The sequence below is a fragment of the Ruegeria sp. P10 genome, assembly GCF_056534925.1.
This window is the reverse complement of sequence record NZ_JBQERJ010000004.1, coordinates 256,808-281,897: the sequence shown is the minus strand read 5'-3', so window position 1 is coordinate 281,897 and position 25,090 is coordinate 256,808. Positions and strand designations below refer to the sequence as shown.

Genomic DNA, 25,090 nt, shown 5'->3' with positions numbered 1-25,090 from the left:
TTAGTCTGAAATCTCGAATTCCATCGAGACACTGACGGAAACCGACACCTCGCCGCCCGCGACGGGAACACCACCCGCATCCGCCATGCTCAGCGCGCGCATTTCTGCCATCGGACGAATGCCAGCTGTTTGCTCCGAGATCGACTGAACCGAACCAAGCGTCACGCCCGCTGCCTCTGCCAACTGCTGTGCTTTGGCCGTGGCTTCGCCAACGGCCTTGGCACGCGCCTGCGCCTCGATCGGTTTGGGATCCTGCACGCCAAAGCTCAAGCCCCCGAAATCATTGGCGCCGTCCTGAATGACCGCGTCCATGATCTTCCCCAGTTGGGTCAGGTCGCGTACGCGCACAAACACGCGGTTGGACGCCGTAAAGCCGGTGATTTCGGGCGTCTCCCCATTCTGTCCATGACGACCCGACCAGACGGGCGACAATGACAGGTCCCGTGTCTGGACGTCACGATCTTCGATACCCATCTCGGTCAGGCGCGCCAAGACTTTGGAAACGGCATCTGACGTCGCCTGCATCGCAGCCGAGGCTTCGGCGTCTTCGTTGGTCACGCCCAAGGTTATCGTCGCCATATCAGGCGCAATCTGCACTGTTCCGGTTGCATCAACGTTGATGCGACGTTCTTCCGCATGAGCGGCCCCGGCAGCCGTAGCCGCCATCATCGCGGCCAGAAAAGCGAATGTCTTCAAGGTTATCACTCCAAATTACTCTGCTTTTAGATGGGTTGACGGGCCCTTGCGATACAAGAGGAGATACCGCCTTTTTCTTTCCCTCGGCGGGTTCCTGCTTTAATGTCGGTCTGCAAACGCAAAGTCGTTTGCATTGACATTGATAATTATGGTTCCTCCGGAATATGAAACCCGCCTTTGCGCTGTCTTTTTCTGCGACCGGAATAACACTGCACCACCGTTCCGATGACGACTGGTTTGTTGTCGGTACGATTCCGCTGGATGTTCCGGACTTGTCCGCACAGATGCAGGCGTTGCGGGAAAAGGCATTTGCGCTGGAAAATGATCTGAGCTGCAAGCTTGTGCTGCCAGAGGATCAGATTCGGTTTCTAGAGCTTTCCACCGATAGGTTGCTGCCGGAATACCGGGCTGAACGTATCGAAACTGCTCTGACCGAGGCCACGCCTTACGCCCTGTCGGAACTGAGTTATGACAGCCAGACCGAAGGCGACACGACCTTTGTTGCCGCCGTGGCGGTTGAAACTCTGGCCGAAGCGCGGACCTTTGCCTCGGAAAATGGTTTTGTGGTGGTGGCGTTCACCGCCGAAGACAAAGAGGGCGCGTTCCCGCGTGAGGCGTTGTTTCGCGAAACCTCGGACGCTTCCGATCTGTCACACCCTGAAAACCAGCCATCTCCGGTGGAAACGGACGCAGTTGAACAGGCTGATGATTCCGACCTGCCCACCCATCCGATTGCCGGAACCGCCGCGCCCGAGGCTTTCCGAGCACCCCGGGAAACAACGAACAATCTTGATGCATCTTCAGGGGTAAACCGGTCTGTCATTCCGGTCTTTGCCGCCTTGCTTCTCGTTGGTGGACTTGTTGGCGTTTGGCTGGCATCGGGGTCCGACCCTGAACAGGATCAGGCGGAACAGAGCCCGGCTCAGGTTGCGGTTCCCGCCACTGAACCCGCCGCAGAGCCCCTGCCTGAATCGGAGCTGGACACGGCTGCGCTGGAAGCCCCGCAACAAACCGTTCCGGACCTTGCGATCGATGAAGCCGAAGTGCCTGCGAACGAGGCCTCGGAAACCGAGACCGGCACGCAGCCGGATCTGACTGCCACAGATGCAGCCATTCTGGAGGCCCTCAAAGTTGCCCCTACCGCGGTGGACTCCGTCGCTCAGGACCCCGAAACACTAAAAGGTGTCGAGGCCGTTACGGGCATAAGCACGACAGCGCCTGCGGCACCGGAAATACCTGAGACTGTGGAACCGCAGGAATTGTATCTGGCATCGCTGGACCACGCCGATCTGTTCGAGGATGCGGTTGCCTTACCGCCCGACCCCAGTTTTGACACCGACGCTCCTTTTGAACCCGACGTATCCCCCAACATTGCGGGCACTCGGTTTGATCTGGATGAGAACGGCCTGGTCGTGCCTACACCGGAAGGCACCGTTAATCCGGCGGGGGTCGTTGTTTATCTGGGGCGCCCTTCCAAGGTTCCACCTGAAACTCCGGTTCGTTTCGAAGAAGAACCTGTGGTTGACGAGGTCGACGACAGATTGGCAGGCATTCGACCCAAGCCGCGCCCCGCTGATCTGGTCGAGAATTTCGAGCGCGGTCAACTGGGTGGCCGGTCATTGGAGGAATTGGCATCCAAGCGACCGAAAGCGCGCCCGGAAAACCTTCAGACCGAACCACAGGTCGATGAGGCACCAACGGCCTTGGCTGTCGTAAGAGTCCCGCGGCCCAAATCCCGCCCCGCCGGATTGGCCCCTGCCAAATCACCTGCTTCAAACAGTTCGAATCTTGGGTCCACAGCAGCATTGGATCAGAAATCCGATGACGCAGGATCGTTCCAACCAAAGACCGTCGCGCCCAAAATCCCTTCGACCGCGTCGGTCGCACGACAAGCCACGATCGACAACGCAATCAACCTGCGCAGGCTGAACCTGATCGGGGTCTACGGAACGCCAGCCAACAGACGCGCATTGGTGCGGCTTCCCAGCGGGCGTTACAAAAAGCTGAAAGTCGGAGACCGCCTTGATGGCGGGAAAGTCATTGCGATCAGCGACAGTGAGCTTCGATATCAGAAAAAGGGCCGCAACGTGACCCTGGCGATGCCGCGCAGCTGAAAACCGGCAATCGATCTTCTGACGCACCAACCGTCACATAAAAGCGCCGAAGGCAGATGAACTGCCCCCGGCGTGTCAGTGCGTTGCAATCAGGCTGCGGAAATCTCGCCGCTTTCGATCTGTTCGCGTTCGATGGATTCGAATAGCGCCTGAAAATTTCCCTCGCCGAAACCGTCGTCGCCCTTGCGCTGAATGAACTCGAAGAAGATCGGTCCGATGACGGTTTTCGAGAAAATCTGTAGCAGAATCCGGGTCTCACCACCGTCGACAACGCCTTCACCATCGATCAGGATGCCGTGTTTCATCATCCGGTCCAGCGGCTCCTCGTGGCCGGCCACGCGGGTCCTGGACATCTCGTAATATGCCTTGTTCGGGCCCGGCATGAATTTCAGACCGTTTTCCGCAATTGCATCGGTCGAGGCGTAAATATCGTCACTGCCGACAGCAATATGCTGAATGCCTTCACCTTTGTATTTCTTCAGGTAGGATACGATTTGCCCCGTCTCACCGCGGTCTTCGTTGATGGGGATGCGGATACGACCGCAAGGAGACGTCAGCGCCCGGCTGTACAACCCGGTGAACTTGCCCTGAATGTCAAAGAAACGAATTTCACGGAAGTTGAACAGGTCGCCGTAGAACTTGAACCACTTGTCCATGTTGCCCTTGTAGACGTTGTGCGTCAGGTGATCGAGATAGAAGAACCCCTCGCCCCGAGGTTTGGATTCTTTGATCCACTCGAATTCCTGATTGTATGGCGATGTGTCGTAATATTGATCGACGAAATAGATCAACGATCCGCCGATGCCCTTGATCGCAGGCACATTCATGGTTTTGTCAGCGCCGTCGTAAGGTTCCGCACCTTTTGATACGGCATGGTCATAGGCCTTTTGCGCGTCAACAACTCGCCACCCCATGGATGGCGCGCAAGGTCCGTGCTCGTCCACGAACCTTGCGGCAAAGCTGTCGGGATCCGCGTTCAAGATATAGGTGACATCCCCTTGCTGCCACAGCTCGACGGCGGGCTTTTCCTTGTGGTGGGCCACCAGGTCAAACCCCATCTTCGCGAACAGATCACGCAGCTCCTGCGGCTCAGGATGGGCAAACTCGACGAATTCAAACCCATCGGTACCGGCAGGGTTTTCTTCGCTGATAACAGATTTCGGGGCGTTGTGTGGGAAAGGACCCATGGCGCGTCTCCTTCGAAAACAGGAATTTCTTTGCTGATTCAAAAATATGACTTTTATGACGCTGTTTCTGCGCATTGTTTTCGTGTAAACTGCCGATAGGCGCGCAAAACGCGCATAAAAGTTAATAAAGGCAGGATTTTTCCGCACATGCTGGACGCGACCGACAAGCGATTGCTTTCCGCCCTGCAAAAGGACGCACACCTGACCGCGCACCAACTGGGCGAAATGCTGAACCTGTCACCCAGTCAGGCAGGACGCCGCCGCCAGCGGCTTGAAGCCGAAGGGTACATAACCGGGTATGCCGCGCGGCTGGACCCGTTGAAACTGGGTCTGCAAGTGCAAGGCTTTGTTCAGGTCCATCTGGGAACTCATGGCCCTGAACAATCTGCAAGCTTCGCCCGCATGGTCGACACCCGCCCCGAAATTACCAGCGCATGGACGATGACCGGTGAGGCAGATTACCTGCTGCACATCTATTGTGACGATCTTTCCGCGCTCAACAGCTTGCTACATTCGGTCATCCTGCCGCATCCTGCCGTTGCAAGAGTTCAGAGCCAGATCGTAATGGACCAACTGAAACGCGACGCCCCCCTGCCCACCTGAACGGGCCCGAGAGGACACCTATGGACGTATTCCTATATCAGGCTTCAATCTATCTGGCAGCCGCAGTCATCGCCGTTCCCCTGTCTGCACGGCTGGGGTTGGGGTCGGTTCTGGGGTATCTGGCCGCCGGGATTATCATTGGTCCTGTTCTTGGCCTTGTCGGCGCGGAAACGGAAAACCTTCAGCACGTTGCCGAATTCGGTGTGGTGATGATGCTGTTCCTGATCGGTCTGGAACTGGAGCCGCGCGCTCTTTGGGATATGCGCGATAAGTTGCTGGGGTTGGGCGGGTTGCAGGTTGCGTTGTCGACGGCTGCGATTGCTGCCGTGGCAATGTACGCCAACCACCCCTGGTCGGTCGCCCTGGCCGTAGGGCTGACTTTGTCGCTGTCATCCACGGCAATCGTTCTTCAGACCCTTTCCGAAAAGGGCCTGATGCGAACAAATGGCGGTCGAGCTACGTTTTCGGTGCTGTTAACGCAGGACATAGCGGTCATTCCGATCTTGGCCTTGCTTCCACTTCTGGCCTTGCCGGCCATACCTCAGATCAAATCGGATGGTTCGATTGACCGCGGGGCCGGAGGACTTCACGGTGCGGACCATCACAGCCTTTCTCTGGTCGAAGGTCTGCCGGGTTGGGCTGTCACGCTGGTTACGATCGGGGCAGTGGTGTTTGTCATTCTGGCCGGTGTCTACCTGACCCGTCCGCTGTTTCGCTTCATTCACGCGACCCGCCTGCGCGAGATGTATACCGCCCTGGCGCTTATGATCGTGGTCGGGATTTCCTTCCTGATGACCCTCGTCGGACTTTCCCCTGCCCTGGGCGCCTTCCTGGCGGGCGTGGTTCTGGCCAGTTCCGAGTTCAGACATGAAATGGAAAGCGACCTTGAGCCATTCAAAGGGCTTTTGCTTGGGCTTTTCTTCATCACGGTCGGTGCCGGGATCGATGTTGCCTATTTCTTTGATGACCCCCTTGACCTGATCGGTCTGGCGCTTCTTTTGATCCTTGCAAAAGGGATCATCCTGTATCTTGTGGGCAAGGCCTTCAAGTTGCGTGGGCGCGATCACTGGCTGTTTACCTTGGGCTTGGCGCAAGCGGGTGAGTTTGGCTTTGTTCTGCTGGCATTTTCCACGCAACAGAATGTCATCCCCCCCGACCTGTCCCAAAAACTGCTGATGATCATCGCTTTGACGATGCTGATCACACCGCTTCTGTTTATCATCTACGATCTTCTGTCGCGAAAGATCGGCGACACTTCCAAAGAACCCGTGCCGGATGAAATTGACGAAAAAGGCCCCGTCATCATCGCCGGGATTGGTCGGTTCGGGCAGATTGTAAACCGGCTGGTGCGGGCCAGCGGGTTCAAGACGGTTGTGCTGGACCACAACATCGAAACTATTCAGCTGATGCGCCGTTTCGGGGTCAAAGGGTTTCTGGGCGATCCAACACGCCCTGAATTGCTGCGCGCTGCGGGATTGGAAAAAGCGTCGGTCCTTGTCGCTGCCATGGATGACCACAAACAAGTCACGCGGCTTGTCGGGTATGCCAGACGGCAGCGCCCTGACCTGCACATCATCGCACGCGCCCGCGACCGGACTCATGTGTACGAGCTCTATCAGGCTGGTGCCAACGACATCGTGCGGGAACTTTTCGACAGCTCATTGCGCGCAGGCCGCTATGTTCTGGAGAATATCGGGCTGAGTGAGTACGAGGCCGCACAGGCGGAACAGACTTTTTATCATCATGACCGGATGTCTGTTCGCGATCTCGCCGAGCTGTGGGTCCCGGGTCTGCCAACTGCCGAAAACAAGAAATACATCGAGCGTGCACAGCAGCTGGAAAAGGATCTGGAAACCGCGCTGCTGGAACTGGCCGAAAAACACGCCAAGAAGTCCGCCTGACCCAAGCCTGTGCCCGGGTCAGGCAATGAATCAACCGTCAGACACTCCTGCCTCGGCAAAGGTTGCCATACCGGAATGGCAGGCCACGGCGCTTCTGAGAATATTGATCGCCAGCGCCCCGCCCGAGCCTTCGCCCAGCCGAAGACCAAGGCTCAGCAGCGGTTCCTTGCCCAGCTTCGCCAATACGGCACCGTGTGCGGCCTCGGCGCTTTGGTGGCCGGCCACGGCGTGATCCAGCGCGGTGTCCGACAGCCTCCACAGGCAGGCAGCGGCAGCGGTACAGATGAAACCGTCCAGGATCACAGGAATGCGCAATATCCGCGCGGCGGCAATCGCCCCGGCCATCGCCGCAATCTCACGACCTCCGAGGCAGCGCAGAATTTCAAGGCCATCCTCTGACCTGTGCAACGCTACACCTTCGGCAACAACACGGGTCTTGTTGGTCAGCCCCGCATCATCGACGCCCGTCCCGCGACCTGTCCAATCGGCCGCGTCACCACCGAACAGCGCGCAGGCAATCGCGGCTGCCGGGGTGGTGTTGCCAATGCCCATCTCGCCCACGACCAACAGATCAGCCTGCGGATCCACGGCCTGCCAGCCAGTGCGCAGCGCGTCCAGCAATTCGGCTTCCGTCATGGCCGGTGCCCGGGTGAAATCTGCGGTCGGGTTATCCAGATCCAGCGCGTGAACATCCATCGTTGCACCCGCCGCCCGGGCCAGCTGGTTGATCGCCGCACCGCCATGTTCGAAGTTCATCACCATTTGCACGGTCACTTCCGACGGAAAGGCAGAGACCCCCTGTGCGGTGACTCCGTGGTTTCCGGCAAAGACGATGACCTGTGGCGCCGCGATCTTTGGACGGGCATCTCCGCGCCATCCTGCGTACCAGATTGCCAAATCTTCAAGTCGCCCCAGCGCGCCCGGGGGTTTCGTCAGTTGTCCGTTTCGCTCTGCCGCGCCCTGCGCCGCGGTGGCATCCGGCCCCGGAGCCGCTGCAAGCGCAGCACGGAACGCGTTCAAATCATTCAGTTCAGGCAACATGAAAGCCTCATTGCATCAGAGTGGTCCTGTGTGTTTAACCGAAGCATCGAAACCAACAAGACCCCGAAAGGCACGGGCGTGCAGAAAAACGACACCAATCCCTTTTCCCTGTGGGATATTCCGCTGGCTCTGGTGCTGTTGACCCGCCTGCCCCTGCCCCGATTGCCGGAACCTGTATTCAAGCGGCAGGCACAGGCGGCATGGGCCTTCCCCATCGCCGGGCTGGCCGTCGGAGCGATCGCCTGTCTGGTCGGATGGTTGGCAATGGTCTTTCATCTGCCCCCTTTTGTTGCCGCGACACTGTTGGTTGCAATGTTGATCATGACGACGGGCGCAATACACGAGGACGGTCTGGCCGATACGTTCGACGGCCTCTGGGGCGGGTTCACCGCTGAACGTCGACTTGAAATCATGAAAGACAGCCAGATCGGAACCTATGGTGTTCTCGCTTTGGTTGTTTCCCAGCTTGCTCGGGTTTCGGCAGTTGCCACGATTTTGGCAACCGGGTCGATTTGGCCGATTCTGGCAGCCTGCGTGTTCTCACGCGCCCTGATGCCGGTTTTGATGGCATCCCTGCCAAACGCCAGAAAATCGGGACTGAGCCATTCGGTGGGAACCCCCGGCGCGATTTCGGTCAGCATGTCCTTGGGCCTGGCCGTTACAATCGCCGTTTTCATGTGCGGGGGTGCGGCGATCACCGCCATATTCTCTGCTGCCTTGGTTGCCGCCATCTTGGCGCTGACAGCGCGCAAGAAGATCGGCGGCCAGACCGGGGACATACTTGGGGCATCGCAACAACTGGCCGAGATTGCGTTTCTGCTTGCCATCAGCGCGCAGATTTAGGACGCGCCGCCTGTTTCGATCCGCAGTGTTCCACCGCAGTGCTTGCAATGCACGGCATCCGGATCATGCCGATACAACCCGCAGCTTGGGCATTTGTGACGTACCTTCTGCGGCATGAATATCGCCTGCGCCAAACGGACAAACAACGCGACGCCCACGACCATGATGAAGACCGAAAACAGCTTGCCCCAAGGTGTGCTCAGCGTGATGTCGCCGAACCCGGTTGTGGTCAGGGTGGCCATGGTGAAATACAGCGCGTCTATGTAAGGCGTCTGGGCGTCTTCCGGAATGAAGAACACCAATACCGCCGTAGAGGTGGCAAAAACGAAAACCATCAGATTGATTGCTGCAATCACCGCGTCTTCATGGGTGCGAAAAAAGGTACTGTCGCGTCGCAAGTCCCTGAGCAGGTGGTATGAATGGATCAGGCGCAAGGCCCGCAGAATCCTCAGGAAAGCCAGGTTGCCCGTCAGAAACGGATCCAGAACCAGCGAGACGATAACGACAATATCCGCCAGCGTATAAATCTGGCGCAGCAGCTTCCAACGATCCTTTGAAATCCAAAGCCGCGCTGAAAAGTCCAAGAAAATTAAAAAACCGATCAACTGGCTTGCAAGGATCAAGCCGGGACCATGAGGGACGTGAGCCGTTGCGACAAAGAAAATGATTGTCGCAACATCGAACAGGATCAGAGCGTACCGAAACCAGACCGAAATCGGGTCATGTCCGATATACAGATATCTAACTGTCTGCTTCATGTCCGCCCTGTAGCTTGCTGCATATACAGTAGAATTAGCGGTACTTGCGGAATTCACCAAGCCACGAAAAAGGCCGCCCCGATGGTGGAGCGGCCTGTTGTCATATCGAACTCGCTGTCAGGCAGCGCGAGAGGTCAGAACTTCGTCCACCTGTTTGGCGGCGGATACTTCGCCGGTGCCGGAAACCGCCGCGACCTCGCGGGTCAGGCGTTCCAGCGCAGCTTCGTACAGCTGACGTTCGGAATAGCTCTGCTCGCGCTGGTCGTCCGTGCGATGCAGATCGCGGACCACTTCCGCAATCGAAATCAAATCGCCCGAGTTGATTTTCTGCTCGTATTCCTGAGCACGGCGCGACCACATGGCGCGTTTGACCTTTGCCTTTCCCTTCAGCGTTTTCATTGCCTGACTGATCACGTCGGGCGAGCTGAGCGACCGCAGACCGGATTCGGTAACCTTGTTGGTCGGCACGCGCAGAGTCATCTTGTCTTTCTCAAATGAGATGACGAACAGCTCCAGAGAGAATCCCGCGACTTCCTGTTCTTCGATCGAGATGATCTGGCCTACGCCATGAGCGGGGTAGACAACATAGTCGTTCGGGCGGAACTCGAGCTTTTTCGACTTTGTCATTCAGTTTTTTCCTTGCTTGCGGACGGGACACAGACAACAAAAGCACCACATGCGGGGACTTTCTCAGCCCCGACAGGCGGCGATATTGTCACAAATTCAAATCTCCAAAGCGAGCATACTTGTGGAGCGCATCCCAATCTCGGTCATCATACAAGAACCAAGTATATCACAAAAATACGACACCCGAAAGTTTACCCGGCGGTAAATTTTCATATCAAACCTGTTTTCAACAGGTTGAGCCGCGTTCTTTTCGCATCAAACAGAGGTTTGAGCGCGAATCGTTCAACCACCCTCGCCCGGTGCTTCCGAGAAATACTTCTCCATCTTGCCTTCTTCACCGTCGCGTTCTTCCGCATCGGGAAGCGGATCTTTCTTGGTGACGATCACGGGCCACATTTCCGAGTACTTGCGATTGAATTCGACCCATTGATCCATGCCCGGTTCAGTATCGGGGCGGATCGCGTCGGCCGGGCATTCTGGTTCGCAAACACCGCAGTCGATGCATTCGTCGGGATGGATGACCAACGTGTTCTCACCTTCATAGAAACAGTCCACCGGACATACTTCGACACAGTCGGTATATTTGCAGGCGATACAGTTTTCGGTGACAACATAGGTCATGATCGGATTCCCGTTTGCGGTTTGAGCGTTTAGCTAATTCAGTCTGGCCTACTCTTCAAGATATGATCAGCGATCTTCGGTGCGAGAAAGATCAAGAGAACGGCGATCTTTCTTTGTCGGGCGACCTTTTCCCTCAAACCCCGGATTTTTGGGCGGAACGTCCTGTTTTTCGGTCATATCGAAATACAGCGTTTGCGCTTCGGGGGCCGGACCACGGCGATCCCCGATCCTTTCGATGCGCACAACGCGGACGATACGGCCCTGAGGAAAGGTCAGAACGTCGCCCGGGGCCACGGCCTGCGCCGGTTTTTGCACCCGGCTTCCGTTCAACCTGACATGGCCCCCGCTGACCTGTTTGGCGGCCAGGCTGCGGGTCTTGAAGAACCGCGCCTGCCACAACCATTTGTCAATCCGCAGCTTGGCCTCGGCCATTTCGGATCAGTTGCCGTCCTTCAAACCCATCAGCGCGGCTGCAAACGGGTTGTCGGGATCAATCGCCTTTTCCTTTTTCGGCGGCCGGGACGAGAAGGTCTTGGCGCCCTGAGGCTTGCCGCCCTTCTTTCCATGCGGTTTGCCACGGCCATCCTGCGGCTTGCCGCGCGGTTTGCCCTTGCCCTGCCCCTGCTCGCGGCGCGGACCTCGGTTGGGCTGTCGCTGACGGGCCCAGGTGAAGGTGTAGAACACTTCAACCTCGGGTTCGTCTGACACTGGTTCTGCGGGAAGGCTGTCCGCACCAGCTTCGGCTGCCGCCTCGGTGCCGTCGGTGGCCTCGGCTGCCGCCTCGGCGGGTGCGGCGACGTCTTCTGCCGCGACTTCACTTGCCGGGGCTTCTTCGGCGGTCGGTTTGTCCGCTTCAGCTGCCGCCGGCTGTTCGGCCAGTGCAGGTTTGACTTTCGGCCGCTCGCCGCGTTCCGCCTTGTATCCCAGCCCCTGCATAAGGTCTGCGAACTGATCCAGCGTCATACCGGTGATCGACAGCATATCGGGTTTGGCTTCGAAACCGCCGCGGCTGTCTTCTGCGCGCAGCATGTCCGCCAAACGTTCCAGCATGTCGATACGGATCGAACGCTCGCCTGCATCGCGGTAGCCACACATGGTGTCATAGCCCTGCGGCGCATCCTTGGCGACCGGCACGGTCACCAGGCCCGGAGGCGGCGCTTCGGGGAATTCCTGCAACCCGCTGGACAGCGCCCAAAGCACGAGACGCAGACGCGTCGGGGCCGGTTTCAGCAGCAGCGGCATGAAAATGGTGAACTGGCCGAACCGGATACCATGCTTGCGCAAGGCGCCGCGGGCGTCCTGATCAAGATCCTTGACCTCTTGTGCGACCTGTGCGCGGGGCAGGATACCCAGCGCTTCGACCATGCGGAAAGCAAAGCCTTTGGCAAGGCCGCTGAGTTCCTCATCGCGGGACAGGTTCAGCAGCGGCTCGAACAGAGCGGCCACCTTGCGGTCAATGAAGTGCTGCAAACGGCGCTGCACTTTCTGCTCGACATCCGGCCCCGCCGCTTCGTCAACGAACACTTCGACCATAGGTTTGAGAGGTTCCGCCCCGGCAACCAGCTTGCCAACGGCGTATTCACCCCACATCAGGCCACCCTGATCAGTGAAATCAATTTCAGTATCGGGCGCGTTGTAGAAGCGATCGGCGCGCAGATGGAATTGCGGCGCGAGTGCTTGCAGAGACGCCGATTTTAGAGCTTTTGCCTCGGTTCCCTGCGCGCTTTTGTCCGGGATGAACCGGAACCCTTCCAGACGACCGACGAATTCGCCTTCGACGGTCACTTCACCCTTGTCATTTACTTCGGCCAAAAGGGCCTCCTTCTGTTTGAGCCGGCGCAACAAAACGGATGTGCGCCGATCCACAAATCTTTGCGTGAGACGCTCATGCAGAGCGTCGGACAGTCTGTCTTCTACAGTGCGGGTTTCGTTACGCCAATGTGATTCGTCACGAACCCACCCTTTCCGCTGCGCAACATATGTCCACGTGCGAATATATGCCAATCTTTTAGATAAAGCGTCGATATCGCCGTGGGTCTGATCGATCCGTCTGATCTGCCGTGCCATAAACTCGTCGGGAATGGATCCCCGTTCATGCAGATGGCCATAGATCACCTCCAGCAAGCTGGCATGTTCCGCATGGCTGATACCGCGAAAATCAGGGATTCTGCACACATCCCACAGCAACCGGATGGACGGGCCGTCGCTTGCACGGGCGACAACTTCGGTCACTTGCGACAGCGATTTCAACGCGTTCAGGTCATCAGCAGGGCGGGCCTTGATCAGGTGTTCATCATCCGGGCCGACCTCAAGCGAGTCGATCAGCGCATCAATCGAGCCGAACCGAAGGGCGGCATTTCGCCAGTTCAGCTTTTTCATCGGCGTAAACCGGCTGTCCATGATCGCCTGCGCCACGCCCTCGTCCAGCGGCGGGGCCTCTCCGGTTACGCCGAATGTGCCATCCGACATCCCGCGACCTGCCCGGCCCGCGATCTGCGCCAGCTCGTTCGGCGCAAGCGGACGCATCCTGCGCCCGTCGAATTTGGACAGGGATGAAAACGCAACGTGGTTCACATCCAGGTTCAACCCCATCCCGATAGCGTCCGTGGCAACCAGGTAATCAACCTCGCCGTTTTGGTACAGGTCCACCTGTGCATTCCGGGTCCGCGGGCTGAGCGCCCCCATGACCACCGCAGCTCCACCTTTCTGGCGGCGCAGCAATTCGGCGATGGCATAGACGTTTTCAACCGAGAACCCCACGATGGCGCTCCGCGCAGGCATCCGGCTGATCTTTCTGGAGCCCGAGTAAACCAGCTGCGACATCCGCTCTCGCCGCACGAACTGCGCCTGGGGGACCAGCGCCGAAATAGGGCCACGCATTGTGTCCGAGCCCAGGAACAGTGTCTCGTTCGTGCCGCGAGACCTAAGCAGACGGTCGGTGAAGACGTGACCCCGTTCCGGATCGGCACAAAGCTGAATCTCATCGATGGCAACGAAATCAGCACCCATGCCTTCCGGCATCGCCTCAACCGTACACACCCAATACTGGGCGCGGGGCGGTACGATCCGTTCTTCGCCCGTGACCAGCGCCACCACCGACGGCCCACGGATCGCAACGATCTTGTCATAGACCTCGCGCGCCAGCAGGCGCAGCGGCAGACCGATCACGCCGGTCCGATGGCCCAGCATGCGTTCGATAGCGTAATGGGTTTTACCAGTGTTGGTCGGGCCAAGTACGGCCACGATTCGGGATGACCCGCTCACATTCGCCCCCTGCCCCGAGCCTTACAGCGCCTTGCCTTCAACCTGAGGCTTCAGCCGATTCACGGCATTGGTTACTTCTTCGTGATGGGGATGTATAGCCAAGGCCCGAGAATAAGCCTCGTAGGCTTTCCGAGGTTCCCCGATAACCTCAAAGATCAGACCCAGACCGTAAATCGCCTCATAGTGATTTGGATTCAGCGTCAGCACATGTTCCAGATCGGCGGCCGCCATACCAAATCGCTCGACCCCGAAAAAGGCAGAGGCGCGCAGATGCCAGCCTTCGGCAAAATCAGGCGCGTGATCCGTCAGCGCGGTCAGGTGATCCAGAGCAGCGCCGACGTCGCCCTCATCCAAGGCTTCGCGTCCCCGCTCCAGCAGCAGATCAGCCGACGCAGACCCCGATTGCGACCACAGCGCCTGCAACTGCCGATCCAGTGCAATTGCCTGTTCCGGGGTCGACTGCGCCAGTTTTTGCAGCAACTCATCCTCGTCCCGTGAATCCGCCTGCTGCGCGAAACAATTGGAGGAAAACGTGACTAGGACAAAAAGTGCCGCAACGGTACCTTTGAGATTGTGAATTGCAATGCTCATAACAATAGTCAGTGTAGCGTTGCGACCGGGGATGTCCATTCACGGCGCACTAACAATATGAGGAAAAGCATGAGCGAGACTCTTGAAAAGGCGGCTGCCGCACTGAACGAAAAACTGGATGGCGGCGCGTTTGATGACACGGCCAAGTTTGCCATCACCGATCTGGGTTCGATCGTTCTGGACGAAAACGGTGCGCGGGTCAGCGATGAAGAGGCCAGTGTCACCATGAGCGCTGATGCAGAGACGTTCGAACAGATCCTCAGCGGTGAGCTGAATCCGACCGGCGCGTTCATGTCCGGAAAGCTGAGCATTGACGGCGACATGGGTGTTGCCATGAAGCTTGCCTCGGTACTGGCCTGATGGAGTTGTCGCCGGCCCCCTTTTTTGAAGACGTGGCCGGCGGACCTGCCGGTGGAAAGGCCCACTGGTTGACGACGTCTGACCAAACACGCATTCGCGTGGGTCACTGGCTTCCGGATGATGGTGCACATGGCACCGTCATGATGTTCCCCGGACGCACCGAATATATCGAAAAATATGGCAGTACAGCCGGTGAATTCACGAAACGCGGCTTTGCTATGCTGGCCGTGGACTGGCGCGGTCAGGGTCTTTCGGATCGGCTGCTGGACAACCCACGCATCGGCCATGTCGATCATTTCACCGATTACCAATACGATGTTCAGTCAACCCTGGACCTTGCGAACGCTCTGGATCTGCCCAAGCCGTGGTATGTCGTCGGGCATTCGATGGGCGGTGCCATCGGGTTGCGTGCCGTCATCGAAAAAGGGTGTTTTGCCGCGTGCGCGTTCACCGGCCCAATGTGGGGAATTTTCTTCACTCCGGTCATGAAACCTCTGAGCCGCGTTACAGCGTATTGGGGCACCGCGCTTGGCCTTGGCGAACGCACCCCCCCGACCACAACGCTTGAAAGCTATGTCCTGTCGCAACCTTTCGATGGGAATATGCTGACCCGCGACCCGGACATGTACCGGATGATGCAAAATCAGCTGAATGCGCATCCCGAACTGGCTCTTGGTGCCCCTTCCAACCGCTGGCTGCGCGAGTCGCTGGACGAATGCGAATGGTTGATGGAACAGCCCGCCCCGAAGACACCCTGTCTGACTTTTCTGGGCAGCCACGAACAGATCGTCGATCGCAAGGCCATTCGGGCGCGCATGGCCAATTGGCCGAATGGTACATTGATCGAAATCCCGAACGGTGAACATGAAGTGCTGATGGAAGCACCGGACGTTCGGGGCCCGGTTCTGGACCAGCTTGCCAGGCATTTCCGGGCCAACCAATCAAATGGGGCGTCCGAGCTGGTTTCCACGTAAACCTTTTCACCTTGGGATTGGCCGCTTGTGATCCGCGCGCGCCACCCCTAGATGTTTGCAAAAGCAGTCTACAAAAGGTGATCCATGCGCGACCTTCCCTTTCCCGTCCGTGACGCAAACGCAATGGGCGGCGCCGACAATCTGGGCAATCTTCCCGAATGGGATCTGACGGATCTCTACACATCCGAAGAAGCGCCCGAACTGGCGCGCGACCTGGACTGGCTGGAAGGCGAATGTGCCGCCTTTGCGGCCGACTATGAAGGCAAGCTGGCAGAGCTGGACGCCGCGGCCCTTTTGGCCTGCGTTCAGCGCAATGAAAAGATCAACGCGGTCGCAGGCCGTATTATGTCCTTTGCCGGTCTGCGCTATTACCAGCTGACCACCGACGCAGAGCGGGCCAAGTTCCTGTCGGACATGCAGGAAAAGATCACCGTGTTCACGACGCCTCTGGTGTTTTTCACGCTCGAGATCAACCGGATCGAAGATGATGTGCTTGGGGCGCATTTTGCTGCCAACCCGGATCTTGCCCGATACGAGCCCGTGTTCCGGCGTATCCGCGCGATGAAGCCCTATCAGCTGTCTGACGAGCTGGAAAAATTCCTGCACGATCTGGGCGTTGTCGGCGACGCGTGGGAGCGTCTGTTCGACGAAACCATCGCCGGTCTGACGTTCAATGTGGATGGCAATGAACTGAACATCGAGGGCACCCTGAACCTGCTGACCGAACAGGACCGCTCCAAGCGCGAGGCAGCGGCGCGGGAACTGGCCCGCGTGTTTCAGGAGAACATTAAAACATTTGCCCGTGTCCACAACACGCAGGCCAAAGAGAAAGAAATCGTCGATCGCTGGCGCAAGATGCCGACCGCGCAAACAGGGCGTCACTTGTCGAACGATGTCGAACCCGAAGTGGTCGAAGCCCTGCGCGAGGCGGTCGTGGCCGCCTACCCCAAACTCAGCCATCGGTACTATGAGCTCAAGCGCAAGTGGCTGGGGCTGGATGTGATGCAGGTCTGGGACCGCAACGCGCCGCTGCCGATGGAAGACACCCGCACCGTGTCGTGGGAGGACGCCGAGAAAACCGTGATGGAGGCTTACGCCGCCTTCGATCCCCGTATGGCCGACATCGCGGCGCCGTTCTTCTCGAAAGGCTGGATCGACGCGGCGGTGAAGCCCGGCAAGGCCCCGGGCGCCTTCGCTCATCCCACCGTGACCGAGGTGCATCCTTACGTGATGCTCAACTACCTGGGCAAACCGCGCGACGTGATGACCCTGGCGCACGAGCTGGGCCACGGGGTGCATCAGGTGCTGGCCGCCGATCAGGGCGAGATGCTGTCCTCGACGCCCCTGACACTGGCCGAAACCGCCAGCGTCTTCGGCGAGATGCTGACCTTCCGCAAGATGCTGGATCAGGCCGAAACGCCCGAACAGCGCAAGGTTCTGCTGGCCGGCAAGGTCGAGGACATGATCAACACGGTGGTCCGCCAGATCGCCTTCTATGACTTTGAATGCAAGCTGCATGCCGCCCGTCGCGAGGGGGAACTGACCCCGGACGACATCAACGCCCTGTGGATGAGCGTTCAGGCCGAAAGCCTTGGCCCCGCGTTTGAATTCATGGACGGGTACGAGACCTTCTGGGCCTATATCCCGCACTTTGTTCACTCGCCCTTCTACGTTTACGCCTATGCCTTCGGCGACGGGTTGGTGAACGCGCTCTATTCGGTCTATGAAAGCGGCGCCGAAGGTTTCGAGGACAAGTATTTCGAAATGCTGCGCGCAGGTGGATCAAAGCACCACAAGGAATTGCTGGCCCCGTTCGGGCTGGATGCCAGCGACCCGAACTTCTGGGACAAGGGCCTGTCGATGATCTCGGGCTTTATCGACGAGTTGGAGGCGATGGAGGGGTGACTGACCCGGGCGACAAGGGGCGCTGGCGGGCCATCCAGCACCGCCTGCACCCTGTATTGGCCCGGATCCGCCGCAACGTCCCGCGGGGGCTGCGGTTTGTCGTGGGGCTATTGTTGATCGTCGCGGGCGTCTTCGGTTTTCTTCCTGTCCTGGGCTTTTGGATGATCCCTTTGGGCATCATGGTGGCCGCCATGGACGTCAAACTGCTGCGACGTTGGTGGCGCCGCCGGTAACTCCAGTTTGGCTTTCACCTAGTTTTTCCCGGTCGCCAGAAACACTGCGAAACGATCAAAGTCGCCCCCAGAGCGGCCACTTGGGATGATCGGCGCCCGTAGAAAAATAGCCGGATTGACGAAGGTGAACACCACTGAGGTGGCGACCAATCAGGTGGCCGTCAGGATCGAGACACGTGCGGCGGCCTCGTACCAAAGCAAATAGGCCTGCGCAGTCGACAATACGCCCAGAAAGGTCAGGAAGACCACATCGTTGACGGTTGGTTTTTGCTGCTAAAAAGCGGATGGGTGGGATCATGCAGATTAGCAATGATCATGCATCGATGTGACAGTTCTGTTTAAAGTCTTGATTACTGACGCGAACGAAGCTCATGTACGTTTGGCTCATCGCGGCCATACCCAAGATCACTTCAACTGACTGTCCTTCGACCCCCGCCGATTGACGCCGCCGCGCGCCTTGAACGCGCCGTCCCGTTCCTGCTGGCAATCCAGGCAGAGCTTTACTCCGGGCAACGCGACGCGACGCTTTTCCGGGATAGGTTCCTCGCATTCGGCACAATGGGTCAAGCTTTCGCCCTGGGGCCGCTTTTGCGCCTGCATCCGCGCCAGTTCATCTGAGATCGACGCTTCGATCTGTTCGCTCACAGCGCCGTCGCGTGCCCAACCTCCGGCCATCGGTCATCTCCTGAAATTGTGACACTCAGGATAGCTTAGCCGTTGGCCGCAACGCAAGTTACAGCGAAATCGCGCCTTCGAATACACGATCAATCACCTCTTGCGTCCCGCGTGAGAATTCCAAAGGACAGGGATACTCCGCCCCGTCCCTGATTGATCGGCAAAAGGCCTCGACCTGCAACTTGTAATGGTCTGCTCCGGGGAAGCGGGTGACCTGAACTTCAAGCCCCGGCCGGTGCAGCTCGACCCGAGCCTCTCCGAACACACGTGCATTGAACGGGGTCGTCAGACGGATCAAACCGCTTTCGCCGTGAAACACCATCTCCTGATGGGGATGCATCCGTATGGAAACATAGCTGGAATAGGTAAATCCGGGGAACTGCGCGCGAATTTCAGTGAAGATGTCGATATCATCCTGCCAACGGATCGCGGATTGCACCGACACAGGCTCTTGCCCGGTTGCAAAGCGCGCCCCGCCGATCACGTAGACCCCGATGTCACGCAATCCGCCGCCGCCCGTTTCCGCGCGGTTTCGAATATTCTGGGTATCTGCCCGATTGTCGAAACTGAACGCTCCGGTCACATGTACCAAATTGCCGATGGCACCATCAGCGATCAGTTTCCTTGCAAGCTGCCATTGAGGGTGATGGACGATCATGTAGGCCTCGGCGACCAGCAGGCCGCTTTGGTCCCGCTTTTGGATCAATGCGTCGAATTCATCCGCCTTCATGGTCATGGGCTTTTCGCACAGAACATGCTTGCCAGCGCTCAAAGCCTTAAGGCTCCATTCCGCATGCATATGGTTGGGCAACGGGATGTAGATTGCGTCGATTTCGGCGTCTGCCAACAACGCATCATAGCTGTCAAATACTTGCAAATCCGGGCAAAAGGACTGAAACGGTTCTGCTTTCGCTGCATCCGAGGTTGCCAGCGCGGCCAAGCGCGCCCCATTGGCGGCATGTATCGCCGGGGCCATGTATTCGCGGGCAAATTTCGCGGCACCCAATACACCAAATTGAACCGGTCTTTGCATTGCGCCCTCCGTATTCGGCTTGTTTCAAATTACGCGCTTCCCGAGGGGTCACCAGCGCTCGTTCTGCTGCGAAATCAAAGACAAAACACGTCTTTTCCTAACACAGCTTTCGACCTTCAGCCATTGATTTAGGCCTTTAGTTCAGTTTCCGCCAACATTCGCAAAAAACGCCCCCTGATCATCAGAGGGCGTTTTCCGTCATTGCTTGAACGCAAAGAATCTTCCTGCGAGGCAAGAAGGGCGCAACTGTTAGCTGACGCCCAACATGCCTTTTTCCCGCGCCAGATCCCGCATTTTCTTTTGCAGCTTCTCGAACGCGCGCACTTCGATCTGGCGAATGCGCTCTCGGCTTACGTTATACTGAGTGCTCAACTCTTCGAGCGTGACCGGCTGATCCATCAAACGACGCTGGGTCAGGATATCCTTTTCCCGATCATTCAGCACATCCAGAGCCGCCGCCAGCAATTCCCGACGCGCTTCCAGTTCATCGCGTGCTTCGTAGTCACCGGCCTGATCAGCATCCTCATCCTCAAGCCAGTCCTGCCATTGCATGGTGCCTTCGCCTTCGGACCCGACCGTGGCGTTCAGGGACGCATCGCCACCGGACATCCGGCGGTTCATGCTGATCACTTCTTCTTCGGTCACACCCAGATCAGTGGCGATCTTCTTGACGTTTTCAGGGCGCAGGTCGCCCTCTTCCAGTGCACCGATGCGGGCCTTGGCCTTGCGCAGATTGAAGAACAGCTTTTTCTGCGCCGAGGTCGTGCCCAGTTTCACCAGAGACCAGGACCGCAGGATGTATTCCTGGATCGAGGCACGTATCCACCACATGGCATAGGTCGCCAGACGGAAGCCTTTTTCAGGGTCAAACCGTTTGACAGCCTGCATCAGGCCCACATTGGCCTCGGAAATCACTTCGGCCTGCGGTAGACCATAGCCGCGATAGCCCATGGCGATCTTGGCCGCCAGACGCAGGTGAGACGTCACCATCTTGTGCGCGGCTTCGGTGTCCTGCTCTTCGACCCAGCGTTTGGCCAGCATGTATTCTTCTTCCGGCTCCAGCAGAGGAAACTTGCGGATTTCCTGCATATAGCGATTCAGGCCGCCCTCGGGCGTCGGTGCGGGAAGATTTGCGTAGTTTGCCATTATTGTGTCCCTCCGACAAATGTTTAGATGTTTAACATAGGATATGGGTAAGGAACCCTTCCCATTCAAGAGGTGCTGCTAACAGTCTGGAATTAATCTTCCGTTAAGGAAAGGTGAAAAGCCCTTTTTCACAGGAGTTTGCTTATTATGACAGCGGTGTCCGCAGACGTTCGACAAGGCATTGCATATCTTGCGGTAAACCGGCCTCGAACCGCAGGGATTCACCGGTGACAGGGTGCTCGAATCCCAAAACGGCGGCATGAAGTGCCTGACGGGGAAAAGCGCCTGCAAAACCGGCGGCAGCGGCAGAGAACGCTTTGGCGGACAGCTTTCGCTTGCCGCCATAAACCGGGTCGCCCACCAGCCCGTGCCCCGCGTGGGCCATATGAACGCGGATCTGATGCGTTCGGCCGGTTTCAAGCCAGCACTCGATCAGGGCAAGACCCGCAGGCACTCCAAATGTCTCGACAACGCGCGCGCGTGTCACGGCATGCCGCCCGCCATGGAACAGAACCGCCTGTCTCTGACGGTCGGTCTTGTGTCGCGCAAGTTGCGTCGTAACGCGCATGATGTTGCCGGGTTCAAAGCTGATCCCTTTAACACCGCGCAACCGAGGATCGTTGGCATCCGGCACCCCGTAACACACCGCACGGTAATACCGCTCGACGCTATGCGCCGCGAACTGCTCGGCCAGCCCGTGATGCGCCGCGTCTGACTTTGCGACCACCAGAAGGCCACTGGTTTCCTTGTCGATGCGATGCACGATACCGGGGCGTTTCACCCCGCCGACGCCCGACAGATCGTCTCCGCAATGGTGGAGCAAAGCATTCACCAAAGTCCCGCTGGGTGATCCCGGCGCGGGGTGTACGACCATGCCTGCGGGTTTGTTGACGACGATTACGTCCGCATCCTCGAAGACGATCTCGAGCGGGATGTCCTCGGGGCCGATATGGCTGTCTTCGGCCTCGGCCACGACAATCGTGACACGCGCCCCTTCGGCCACCTTGGCCTTGGGGTCGCGTACCTCGGCACCGTCGATCTGTACCGCGCCCTCTTCGATCAGACGCGCAAGTCGGGTGCGCGACAGGCTTTCCCCGTCTGGCACATCGCGGGAAAGCGCCTTATCAAGGCGAGGCGGCGGATCGGCCGCGATCTGAAACTCAATCTGGCGGGTGCCCATGACTGTCCCTTCCGAACCTCAAGAACCGCAGGAAACTCCGCAACTGCGATTGCTGCGGCGGATGGTCATGCTGTTGACCACGGTGATGATTGGCGGGGTTCTAGTGACATTCGCCCTGATTGTCATCCGCCTATCGGACCGCACACCCACCTTGCCGGATCAGATCGCGCTGCCCGACGGCGCCCGGGCGCAGGCCCTGACCATCGGATCAAACTGGTATGCCGTCGCAACCGATGACAATCGCATTCTGATCTTTGACAAAACAACAGGAAAACTGCGCCAGGAAATCGCGGTCGAATAGGCCCTGCCGCCTGTTCCGGCGGCATGAAAGATCCGGGGATTGTCCAGCCTCAGCCGGGGAACAGCCGAGTTCCGGTCCACGCAGCACCCAGACGCTGATCCAGCGCATCCGAGCGCATCTTGTGCTTGCCTGACACCGGCGCCAACATGATGTCACCCAAGCAAACTCTGTCACCAACCGGGAAAAGCTCTACGCTTGCGCATTCAACGTCTTGCCCCAGGGTTTCAGCGATCCGGATCATGTCTTCAAAGCGGTCGGACCGGGGTTCAACGGTGCTGCTGGTTGGCGAATACAGCTCATCTGCAAGGTAATTGTAGTCGCGATCATGGAGCATCTGGATGCGCCCACGCCCCCGGTCACGGTCAACCTGCACCAGCTGCACGCGTCCGGCGATCACCCAGAATTTCCAGGTGCCGGCCTGTCGATCCCCGGCGGTCAAGTCTTCTTCGATGTAATAGAGGGGCTTTTGCGTGGCGCGCCACCATTCGCCTGTCCAGAACCCTTCGGACGTTTTTGTCTTGTGCCACGCGGCCAGCTTCTGGTTGGCATCATCGCGCTGCGTGGCATCCAGCGGGAACGACAGGGCCAGCTTGTGACCATGGCTCATCGTTCCTTTCAACCAATACTGGCCGGGCCCGAGGTCGAGTGTTTCGGGCAATGCCGGAATGTGCGCCTCCCACATGCGCTGCGGGCAGGCAAGCAATTCCGAGGCGCTGCCCACGTATTTGGACCGGTCAGAGATCAATGCATCAGGGACTTCGCCAAACAGCTTCATGACCACCAGCTTTTCGGCAAATGTCTTTGGCGCGCGCAGGTCGGGTAAAGATCGATGACTATCCGCATAGTTGTACAAAGCCATACCAAGCGCATTCAGCCTAGCAGGGTCACTGTCATAGTGTTCCCAACCGCGCGAAAAACCCACGCGCGGCGGGGTGTTGGCACCGTACAGATTGTCAGCTGCAATTGCGTCGAGATCAGCCTGTGCCGCCTTGAGATAGTCTTCCCGGTCAGAGAGCAGAGCAACAGAAACAACGCCGCCGGTGGCGTCGTGGATTTCTTCGGTCGTAGCGCGCAAGGTGGGCAGGTTTGCGGGAAACTCCACCGGTTTGAGGCCCCCTCGGCCGTGGCGCGGCAAAGGCGCGTCGCCCGGTCTCACCCCCAGGTTCCGCAAACGTCGATCCAGAAACGAATGCCGTTTGATTCCGTTTGCAATCCACCACCGCATCCGGCGTCCCCACAGATGCACGGCAAGCGTTTCCTCTTTGATATACGCGTCCCTGAACTCTCGGACGTGAATGTCATTGGCCTGCCCTGCACGTCTGAACGGCAAAGGATAAAAGACCGGTATGGGGCTGGCATGCTTCAACTCGTTAAAATGGCGCAGAAACCATGTCATGACACCGGGGCCGTAAACACTGTGTTCCTGATCTGACGCATGAGGCAACTCACCAGCCTGTTTCAGGCGTTCCAGTTCCTTTCGCTCCTCCCCTTCAACCCAAGGGCGGATCGGATAGGGGTCCTGGCAGTATTCGGAATACGCGTTCAACGTGGGGCTGTCGAAAGGCAGCCGCATAACAGCATTGCAGATGGTATCGCGGTTGAAATACCCAAAAACATGATCGGCCCTTGGGATCGGGGCAAGCGCCAAAACATCCGTGTCGCACCACAGAAAATCCGTTTTCTTCATCAGGTGCAATCTGAAGATATCGGATTGGGGCACCGGCGTCTTGAACTGGTTGTTCACGATGAACTGCCTGGGTTCGTGGATTTCATTTGCCGACACCAGTTCGATACCATCCGGAACGTTGTCGACTTGCCCATAGTGGAACAAAACGACCCTGTGACCGCATTCGACGAATGACAGCATGCACATCTGCTCCAGAAAGCTCAGGCTTCCTTCCATCCACAGCATTCCAATCGTCGGAAGAGAGTGATCCGCAACCATTCGTCTATTTCTCCAGGGGCTGTTTTGTCAGGACTCTGCCCGGTTTTCGTCAGTCGAAGACGGCGCGCTGGCCGACAGGCGCTCCCTTACGCCACGGTCCTTTGCGACAAAATCCACGGCCGGTTTTTCAAGAAGCTTCTGGTACAGCTCATCATACTCTGGCAGTTTCAGCAGATCGTTGATCAGAGCCTTGTGCCAGCGGAACGCTCTTCTATGTAGCCGTCGAAGCCTGTCGTCAGCGCGAAACTCTTCCAGCACCGCATCCACTTCGTCCTTGTACCGCAGGATTGTTTCATCCTTGGCACCGCCACGGTTCCAGCGGTCCCAATATTCGGTTCCAAGTGTCTGCGCGGAATGATTTGCCCGACCTCGGCTGCGCTTGGCCAAATAGGCCTGCGTGGATCTGACGGCATAGTGGTTGATCTGTGCGACTTCAAATCCAAACGGAGGCGAGACATGGTTGCCGAAGGGCGCAGGTTCCGTTGCGTGCCCTCCGGGCACGGACCGGAACACGCCGGCCTGAAGTTCGGGACGGGGGTGCGGGTTGTGCAACCCGAAACGAAGATAGAAATCACCCTGCCTGAACAGGGATTTGACAAACCGGCGCCCTGCCCCGCCTTGTTCGAAATCCAGCTCACAATCGAAGAACTGCCGCGTCACCAGCGTATCGCGCATAACATGCCGACCACCGTTCGAGAATATCTTCCAGGGTATGGAAATAACGTCAACGCCGGGCGTTGCCTCGATCAGATCATCAACCCTGTGATTTCCAACGTGAATATTCAGGAATTCATCCGCGTCGCCGACATATATCCACTTTGCGTCTTTCACCACCGGCAAGCGCCGTGCCTGCCTCAGCGCAGACCGGTGTATCCCTCCGGTTCCAACCCGGTTCCTGTGAAATTCCACATGGCCCAAGTCCTGCAACCGTCTCAGAATCTGGTTGGTGCCGTCTGTACAATCATTGGTGTAGACAATGATCCGGTCAAACCCCAGCACCTTGTGATGGGCCACCCATTCCAGAATATAGGGACCCTCGTTCTTCATCGCGGTGATGAGGACTTTTTCAGGCTTTTCCATCGCTGCCACTTA

General features: G+C 58.1%; 24 protein-coding genes. 9 read left to right on the top strand and 15 right to left on the bottom strand.

Going from position 1 to position 25,090, the window contains the following annotated elements; translation table 11 throughout:
* Positions 1-705 (bottom strand): SIMPL domain-containing protein, encoded by a 705-nt coding sequence (locus tag ACR0FB_RS09275; RefSeq protein ID WP_480619167.1) that lies wholly within the window; start codon positions 703-705, stop codon positions 1-3.
* A 155-nt stretch (positions 706-860) separates the two neighbouring features.
* Here ACR0FB_RS09275 and ACR0FB_RS09270 point away from each other — a divergent pair, with 155 nt between their 5' ends.
* Entirely contained in the window at positions 861-2,810 is a 1,950-nt protein-coding gene (locus ACR0FB_RS09270; RefSeq protein WP_210092217.1) for a hypothetical protein, read from the top strand.
* 89 nt (positions 2,811-2,899) lie between these two features.
* Here the strand turns inward: ACR0FB_RS09270 and hppD are convergent, their stop codons facing one another.
* Complete coding sequence (gene hppD / locus ACR0FB_RS09265) at positions 2,900-3,997, bottom strand: 4-hydroxyphenylpyruvate dioxygenase (RefSeq protein ID WP_171633112.1); 1,098 nt, start codon at positions 3,995-3,997, stop codon at positions 2,900-2,902.
* A 147-nt stretch (positions 3,998-4,144) separates the two neighbouring features.
* Between hppD and ACR0FB_RS09260 the strand changes: the two genes are divergently transcribed.
* Both ACR0FB_RS09260 and ACR0FB_RS09255 read left to right on the top strand, forming a co-directional pair.
* Positions 4,145-4,600 (top strand): Lrp/AsnC family transcriptional regulator, encoded by a 456-nt coding sequence (locus ACR0FB_RS09260; RefSeq protein WP_171633115.1) that lies wholly within the window; start codon positions 4,145-4,147, stop codon positions 4,598-4,600.
* A 20-nt stretch (positions 4,601-4,620) separates the two neighbouring features.
* Entirely contained in the window at positions 4,621-6,501 is a 1,881-nt protein-coding gene (locus ACR0FB_RS09255; RefSeq protein ID WP_480489955.1) for a monovalent cation:proton antiporter-2 (CPA2) family protein, read from the top strand.
* Positions 6,502-6,531: 30 nt separating this feature from the next.
* Here ACR0FB_RS09255 and cobT read toward each other — a convergent pair whose 3' ends face one another.
* Complete coding sequence (gene cobT / locus ACR0FB_RS09250; RefSeq protein ID WP_480619165.1) at positions 6,532-7,542, bottom strand: nicotinate-nucleotide--dimethylbenzimidazole phosphoribosyltransferase; 1,011 nt, start codon at positions 7,540-7,542, stop codon at positions 6,532-6,534.
* A 30-nt stretch (positions 7,543-7,572) separates the two neighbouring features.
* Here cobT and cobS point away from each other — a divergent pair, with 30 nt between their 5' ends.
* Positions 7,573-8,385 (top strand): adenosylcobinamide-GDP ribazoletransferase, encoded by an 813-nt coding sequence (gene cobS, locus ACR0FB_RS09245; protein WP_480619162.1) that lies wholly within the window; start codon positions 7,573-7,575, stop codon positions 8,383-8,385.
* On the opposite strand, the gene ACR0FB_RS09240 is transcribed toward cobS, so the two are convergent.
* The 6 genes from ACR0FB_RS09240 to ACR0FB_RS09215 all read right to left on the bottom strand — a co-directional run bounded on the left by ACR0FB_RS09240 (position 8,382) and on the right by ACR0FB_RS09215 (position 14,285).
* A complete protein-coding gene (locus ACR0FB_RS09240; protein WP_171633123.1) occupies positions 8,382-9,143 on the bottom strand; it encodes an ion channel in 762 nt (253 codons plus the stop codon). The two genes, cobS and ACR0FB_RS09240, sit on opposite strands and share 4 nt — an antisense overlap.
* Before the next feature lie 117 nt (positions 9,144-9,260).
* Positions 9,261-9,770: a CarD family transcriptional regulator gene (locus ACR0FB_RS09235; protein ID WP_171116428.1), complete on the bottom strand. Its 510-nt coding sequence runs from the start codon at positions 9,768-9,770 to the stop codon at positions 9,261-9,263.
* Between the two features lie 282 nt (positions 9,771-10,052).
* The gene (gene fdxA, locus ACR0FB_RS09230; RefSeq protein WP_152457680.1) at positions 10,053-10,391 is read right to left on the bottom strand and encodes a ferredoxin FdxA; all 339 of its coding nucleotides are present in this window, start codon (positions 10,389-10,391) and stop codon (positions 10,053-10,055) included.
* Positions 10,392-10,457: 66 nt separating this feature from the next.
* Positions 10,458-10,823: an RNA-binding S4 domain-containing protein gene (locus ACR0FB_RS09225; protein WP_480619160.1), complete on the bottom strand. Its 366-nt coding sequence runs from the start codon at positions 10,821-10,823 to the stop codon at positions 10,458-10,460.
* A 6-nt stretch (positions 10,824-10,829) separates the two neighbouring features.
* Positions 10,830-13,655 (bottom strand): helicase-related protein, encoded by a 2,826-nt coding sequence (locus ACR0FB_RS09220; protein ID WP_480619158.1) that lies wholly within the window; start codon positions 13,653-13,655, stop codon positions 10,830-10,832.
* A 21-nt stretch (positions 13,656-13,676) separates the two neighbouring features.
* On the bottom strand, positions 13,677-14,285 hold the full coding sequence (locus ACR0FB_RS09215; protein ID WP_171633129.1) for a tetratricopeptide repeat protein: 609 nt from the start codon (positions 14,283-14,285) through the stop codon (positions 13,677-13,679).
* 30 nt (positions 14,286-14,315) lie between these two features.
* On the opposite strand from ACR0FB_RS09215, the gene ACR0FB_RS09210 reads away from it, so the two are divergent.
* The 4 genes from ACR0FB_RS09210 (at position 14,316) to ACR0FB_RS09195 (ending at position 17,718) form a co-directional block, all read left to right on the top strand.
* A complete protein-coding gene (locus ACR0FB_RS09210; protein ID WP_152457676.1) occupies positions 14,316-14,606 on the top strand; it encodes an SCP2 sterol-binding domain-containing protein in 291 nt (96 codons plus the stop codon).
* Complete coding sequence (locus tag ACR0FB_RS09205) at positions 14,606-15,580, top strand: alpha/beta fold hydrolase (RefSeq protein ID WP_171723459.1); 975 nt, start codon at positions 14,606-14,608, stop codon at positions 15,578-15,580. The genes ACR0FB_RS09210 and ACR0FB_RS09205 overlap by 1 nt, the downstream gene beginning before the upstream one ends.
* Positions 15,581-15,664: 84 nt before the next feature.
* Positions 15,665-17,485 carry a M3 family oligoendopeptidase gene (locus ACR0FB_RS09200; RefSeq protein ID WP_480619156.1) on the top strand — a complete coding sequence of 607 codons (1,821 nt, stop codon included), beginning with the start codon at positions 15,665-15,667 and terminating at the stop codon, positions 17,483-17,485.
* Positions 17,482-17,718, top strand: coding sequence for a hypothetical protein (locus ACR0FB_RS09195; RefSeq protein ID WP_480619154.1), 237 nt, complete (start codon positions 17,482-17,484; stop codon positions 17,716-17,718). Before ACR0FB_RS09200 ends, ACR0FB_RS09195 begins: the two co-directional genes overlap by 4 nt.
* Positions 17,719-18,123: 405 nt before the next feature.
* Here the strand turns inward: ACR0FB_RS09195 and ACR0FB_RS09190 are convergent, their stop codons facing one another.
* The 4 genes from ACR0FB_RS09190 to ACR0FB_RS09175 form a co-directional block, all read right to left on the bottom strand.
* Entirely contained in the window at positions 18,124-18,393 is a 270-nt protein-coding gene (locus ACR0FB_RS09190; RefSeq protein WP_170346639.1) for a DksA/TraR family C4-type zinc finger protein, read from the bottom strand.
* A 58-nt stretch (positions 18,394-18,451) separates the two neighbouring features.
* Positions 18,452-19,426 (bottom strand): Gfo/Idh/MocA family protein, encoded by a 975-nt coding sequence (locus ACR0FB_RS09185; RefSeq protein WP_480619152.1) that lies wholly within the window; start codon positions 19,424-19,426, stop codon positions 18,452-18,454.
* A 249-nt stretch (positions 19,427-19,675) separates the two neighbouring features.
* A complete protein-coding gene (gene rpoH, locus ACR0FB_RS09180; RefSeq protein ID WP_171116444.1) occupies positions 19,676-20,572 on the bottom strand; it encodes an RNA polymerase sigma factor RpoH in 897 nt (298 codons plus the stop codon).
* Between the two features lie 145 nt (positions 20,573-20,717).
* The gene (locus tag ACR0FB_RS09175) at positions 20,718-21,752 is read right to left on the bottom strand and encodes an RluA family pseudouridine synthase (protein WP_171633146.1); all 1,035 of its coding nucleotides are present in this window, start codon (positions 21,750-21,752) and stop codon (positions 20,718-20,720) included.
* Between ACR0FB_RS09175 and ACR0FB_RS09170 the strand changes: the two genes are divergently transcribed.
* Positions 21,751-22,053, top strand: coding sequence for a DUF6476 family protein (locus tag ACR0FB_RS09170; RefSeq protein WP_480487265.1), 303 nt, complete (start codon positions 21,751-21,753; stop codon positions 22,051-22,053). The genes ACR0FB_RS09175 and ACR0FB_RS09170 overlap by 2 nt on opposite strands.
* Before the next feature lie 49 nt (positions 22,054-22,102).
* Here ACR0FB_RS09170 and ACR0FB_RS09165 read toward each other — a convergent pair whose 3' ends face one another.
* Positions 22,103-23,998 (bottom strand): ATP-grasp fold amidoligase family protein, encoded by a 1,896-nt coding sequence (locus ACR0FB_RS09165; protein ID WP_480619150.1) that lies wholly within the window; start codon positions 23,996-23,998, stop codon positions 22,103-22,105.
* A gap of 27 nt (positions 23,999-24,025) precedes the next feature.
* Complete coding sequence (locus tag ACR0FB_RS09160; RefSeq protein ID WP_480619148.1) at positions 24,026-25,078, bottom strand: glycosyltransferase family 2 protein; 1,053 nt, start codon at positions 25,076-25,078, stop codon at positions 24,026-24,028.
* Positions 25,079-25,090 lie beyond the last annotated feature (12 nt).

Excerpts from the sequence above, each read along its gene's own strand:
- ACR0FB_RS09190 (WP_170346639.1), bottom strand. The coding sequence starts at position 18,393 with ATGGCCGGAGGTTGGGCACGCGACGGCGCTGTGAGCGAACAGATCGAA.
- ACR0FB_RS09200 (WP_480619156.1), top strand. The coding sequence starts at position 15,665 with ATGCGCGACCTTCCCTTTCCCGTCCGTGACGCAAACGCAATGGGCGGC.
- ACR0FB_RS09215 (WP_171633129.1), bottom strand. The coding sequence starts at position 14,285 with ATGGACATCCCCGGTCGCAACGCTACACTGACTATTGTTATGAGCATT.
- ACR0FB_RS09165 (WP_480619150.1), bottom strand. The coding sequence starts at position 23,998 with ATGGTTGCGGATCACTCTCTTCCGACGATTGGAATGCTGTGGATGGAA.
- ACR0FB_RS09185 (WP_480619152.1), bottom strand. The coding sequence starts at position 19,426 with ATGCAAAGACCGGTTCAATTTGGTGTATTGGGTGCCGCGAAATTTGCC.
- ACR0FB_RS09210 (WP_152457676.1), top strand. The coding sequence starts at position 14,316 with ATGAGCGAGACTCTTGAAAAGGCGGCTGCCGCACTGAACGAAAAACTG.
- ACR0FB_RS09240 (WP_171633123.1), bottom strand. The coding sequence starts at position 9,143 with ATGAAGCAGACAGTTAGATATCTGTATATCGGACATGACCCGATTTCG.
- ACR0FB_RS09170 (WP_480487265.1), top strand. The coding sequence starts at position 21,751 with ATGACTGTCCCTTCCGAACCTCAAGAACCGCAGGAAACTCCGCAACTG.
- hppD (WP_171633112.1), bottom strand. The coding sequence starts at position 3,997 with ATGGGTCCTTTCCCACACAACGCCCCGAAATCTGTTATCAGCGAAGAA.
- ACR0FB_RS09225 (WP_480619160.1), bottom strand. The coding sequence starts at position 10,823 with ATGGCCGAGGCCAAGCTGCGGATTGACAAATGGTTGTGGCAGGCGCGG.
- ACR0FB_RS09235 (WP_171116428.1), bottom strand. The coding sequence starts at position 9,770 with ATGACAAAGTCGAAAAAGCTCGAGTTCCGCCCGAACGACTATGTTGTC.
- ACR0FB_RS09205 (WP_171723459.1), top strand. The coding sequence starts at position 14,606 with ATGGAGTTGTCGCCGGCCCCCTTTTTTGAAGACGTGGCCGGCGGACCT.
- ACR0FB_RS09270 (WP_210092217.1), top strand. The coding sequence starts at position 861 with ATGAAACCCGCCTTTGCGCTGTCTTTTTCTGCGACCGGAATAACACTG.
- fdxA (WP_152457680.1), bottom strand. The coding sequence starts at position 10,391 with ATGACCTATGTTGTCACCGAAAACTGTATCGCCTGCAAATATACCGAC.
- rpoH (WP_171116444.1), bottom strand. The coding sequence starts at position 20,572 with ATGGCAAACTACGCAAATCTTCCCGCACCGACGCCCGAGGGCGGCCTG.
- ACR0FB_RS09255 (WP_480489955.1), top strand. The coding sequence starts at position 4,621 with ATGGACGTATTCCTATATCAGGCTTCAATCTATCTGGCAGCCGCAGTC.
- ACR0FB_RS09260 (WP_171633115.1), top strand. The coding sequence starts at position 4,145 with ATGCTGGACGCGACCGACAAGCGATTGCTTTCCGCCCTGCAAAAGGAC.
- cobT (WP_480619165.1), bottom strand. The coding sequence starts at position 7,542 with ATGTTGCCTGAACTGAATGATTTGAACGCGTTCCGTGCTGCGCTTGCA.
- ACR0FB_RS09160 (WP_480619148.1), bottom strand. The coding sequence starts at position 25,078 with ATGGAAAAGCCTGAAAAAGTCCTCATCACCGCGATGAAGAACGAGGGT.
- ACR0FB_RS09175 (WP_171633146.1), bottom strand. The coding sequence starts at position 21,752 with ATGGGCACCCGCCAGATTGAGTTTCAGATCGCGGCCGATCCGCCGCCT.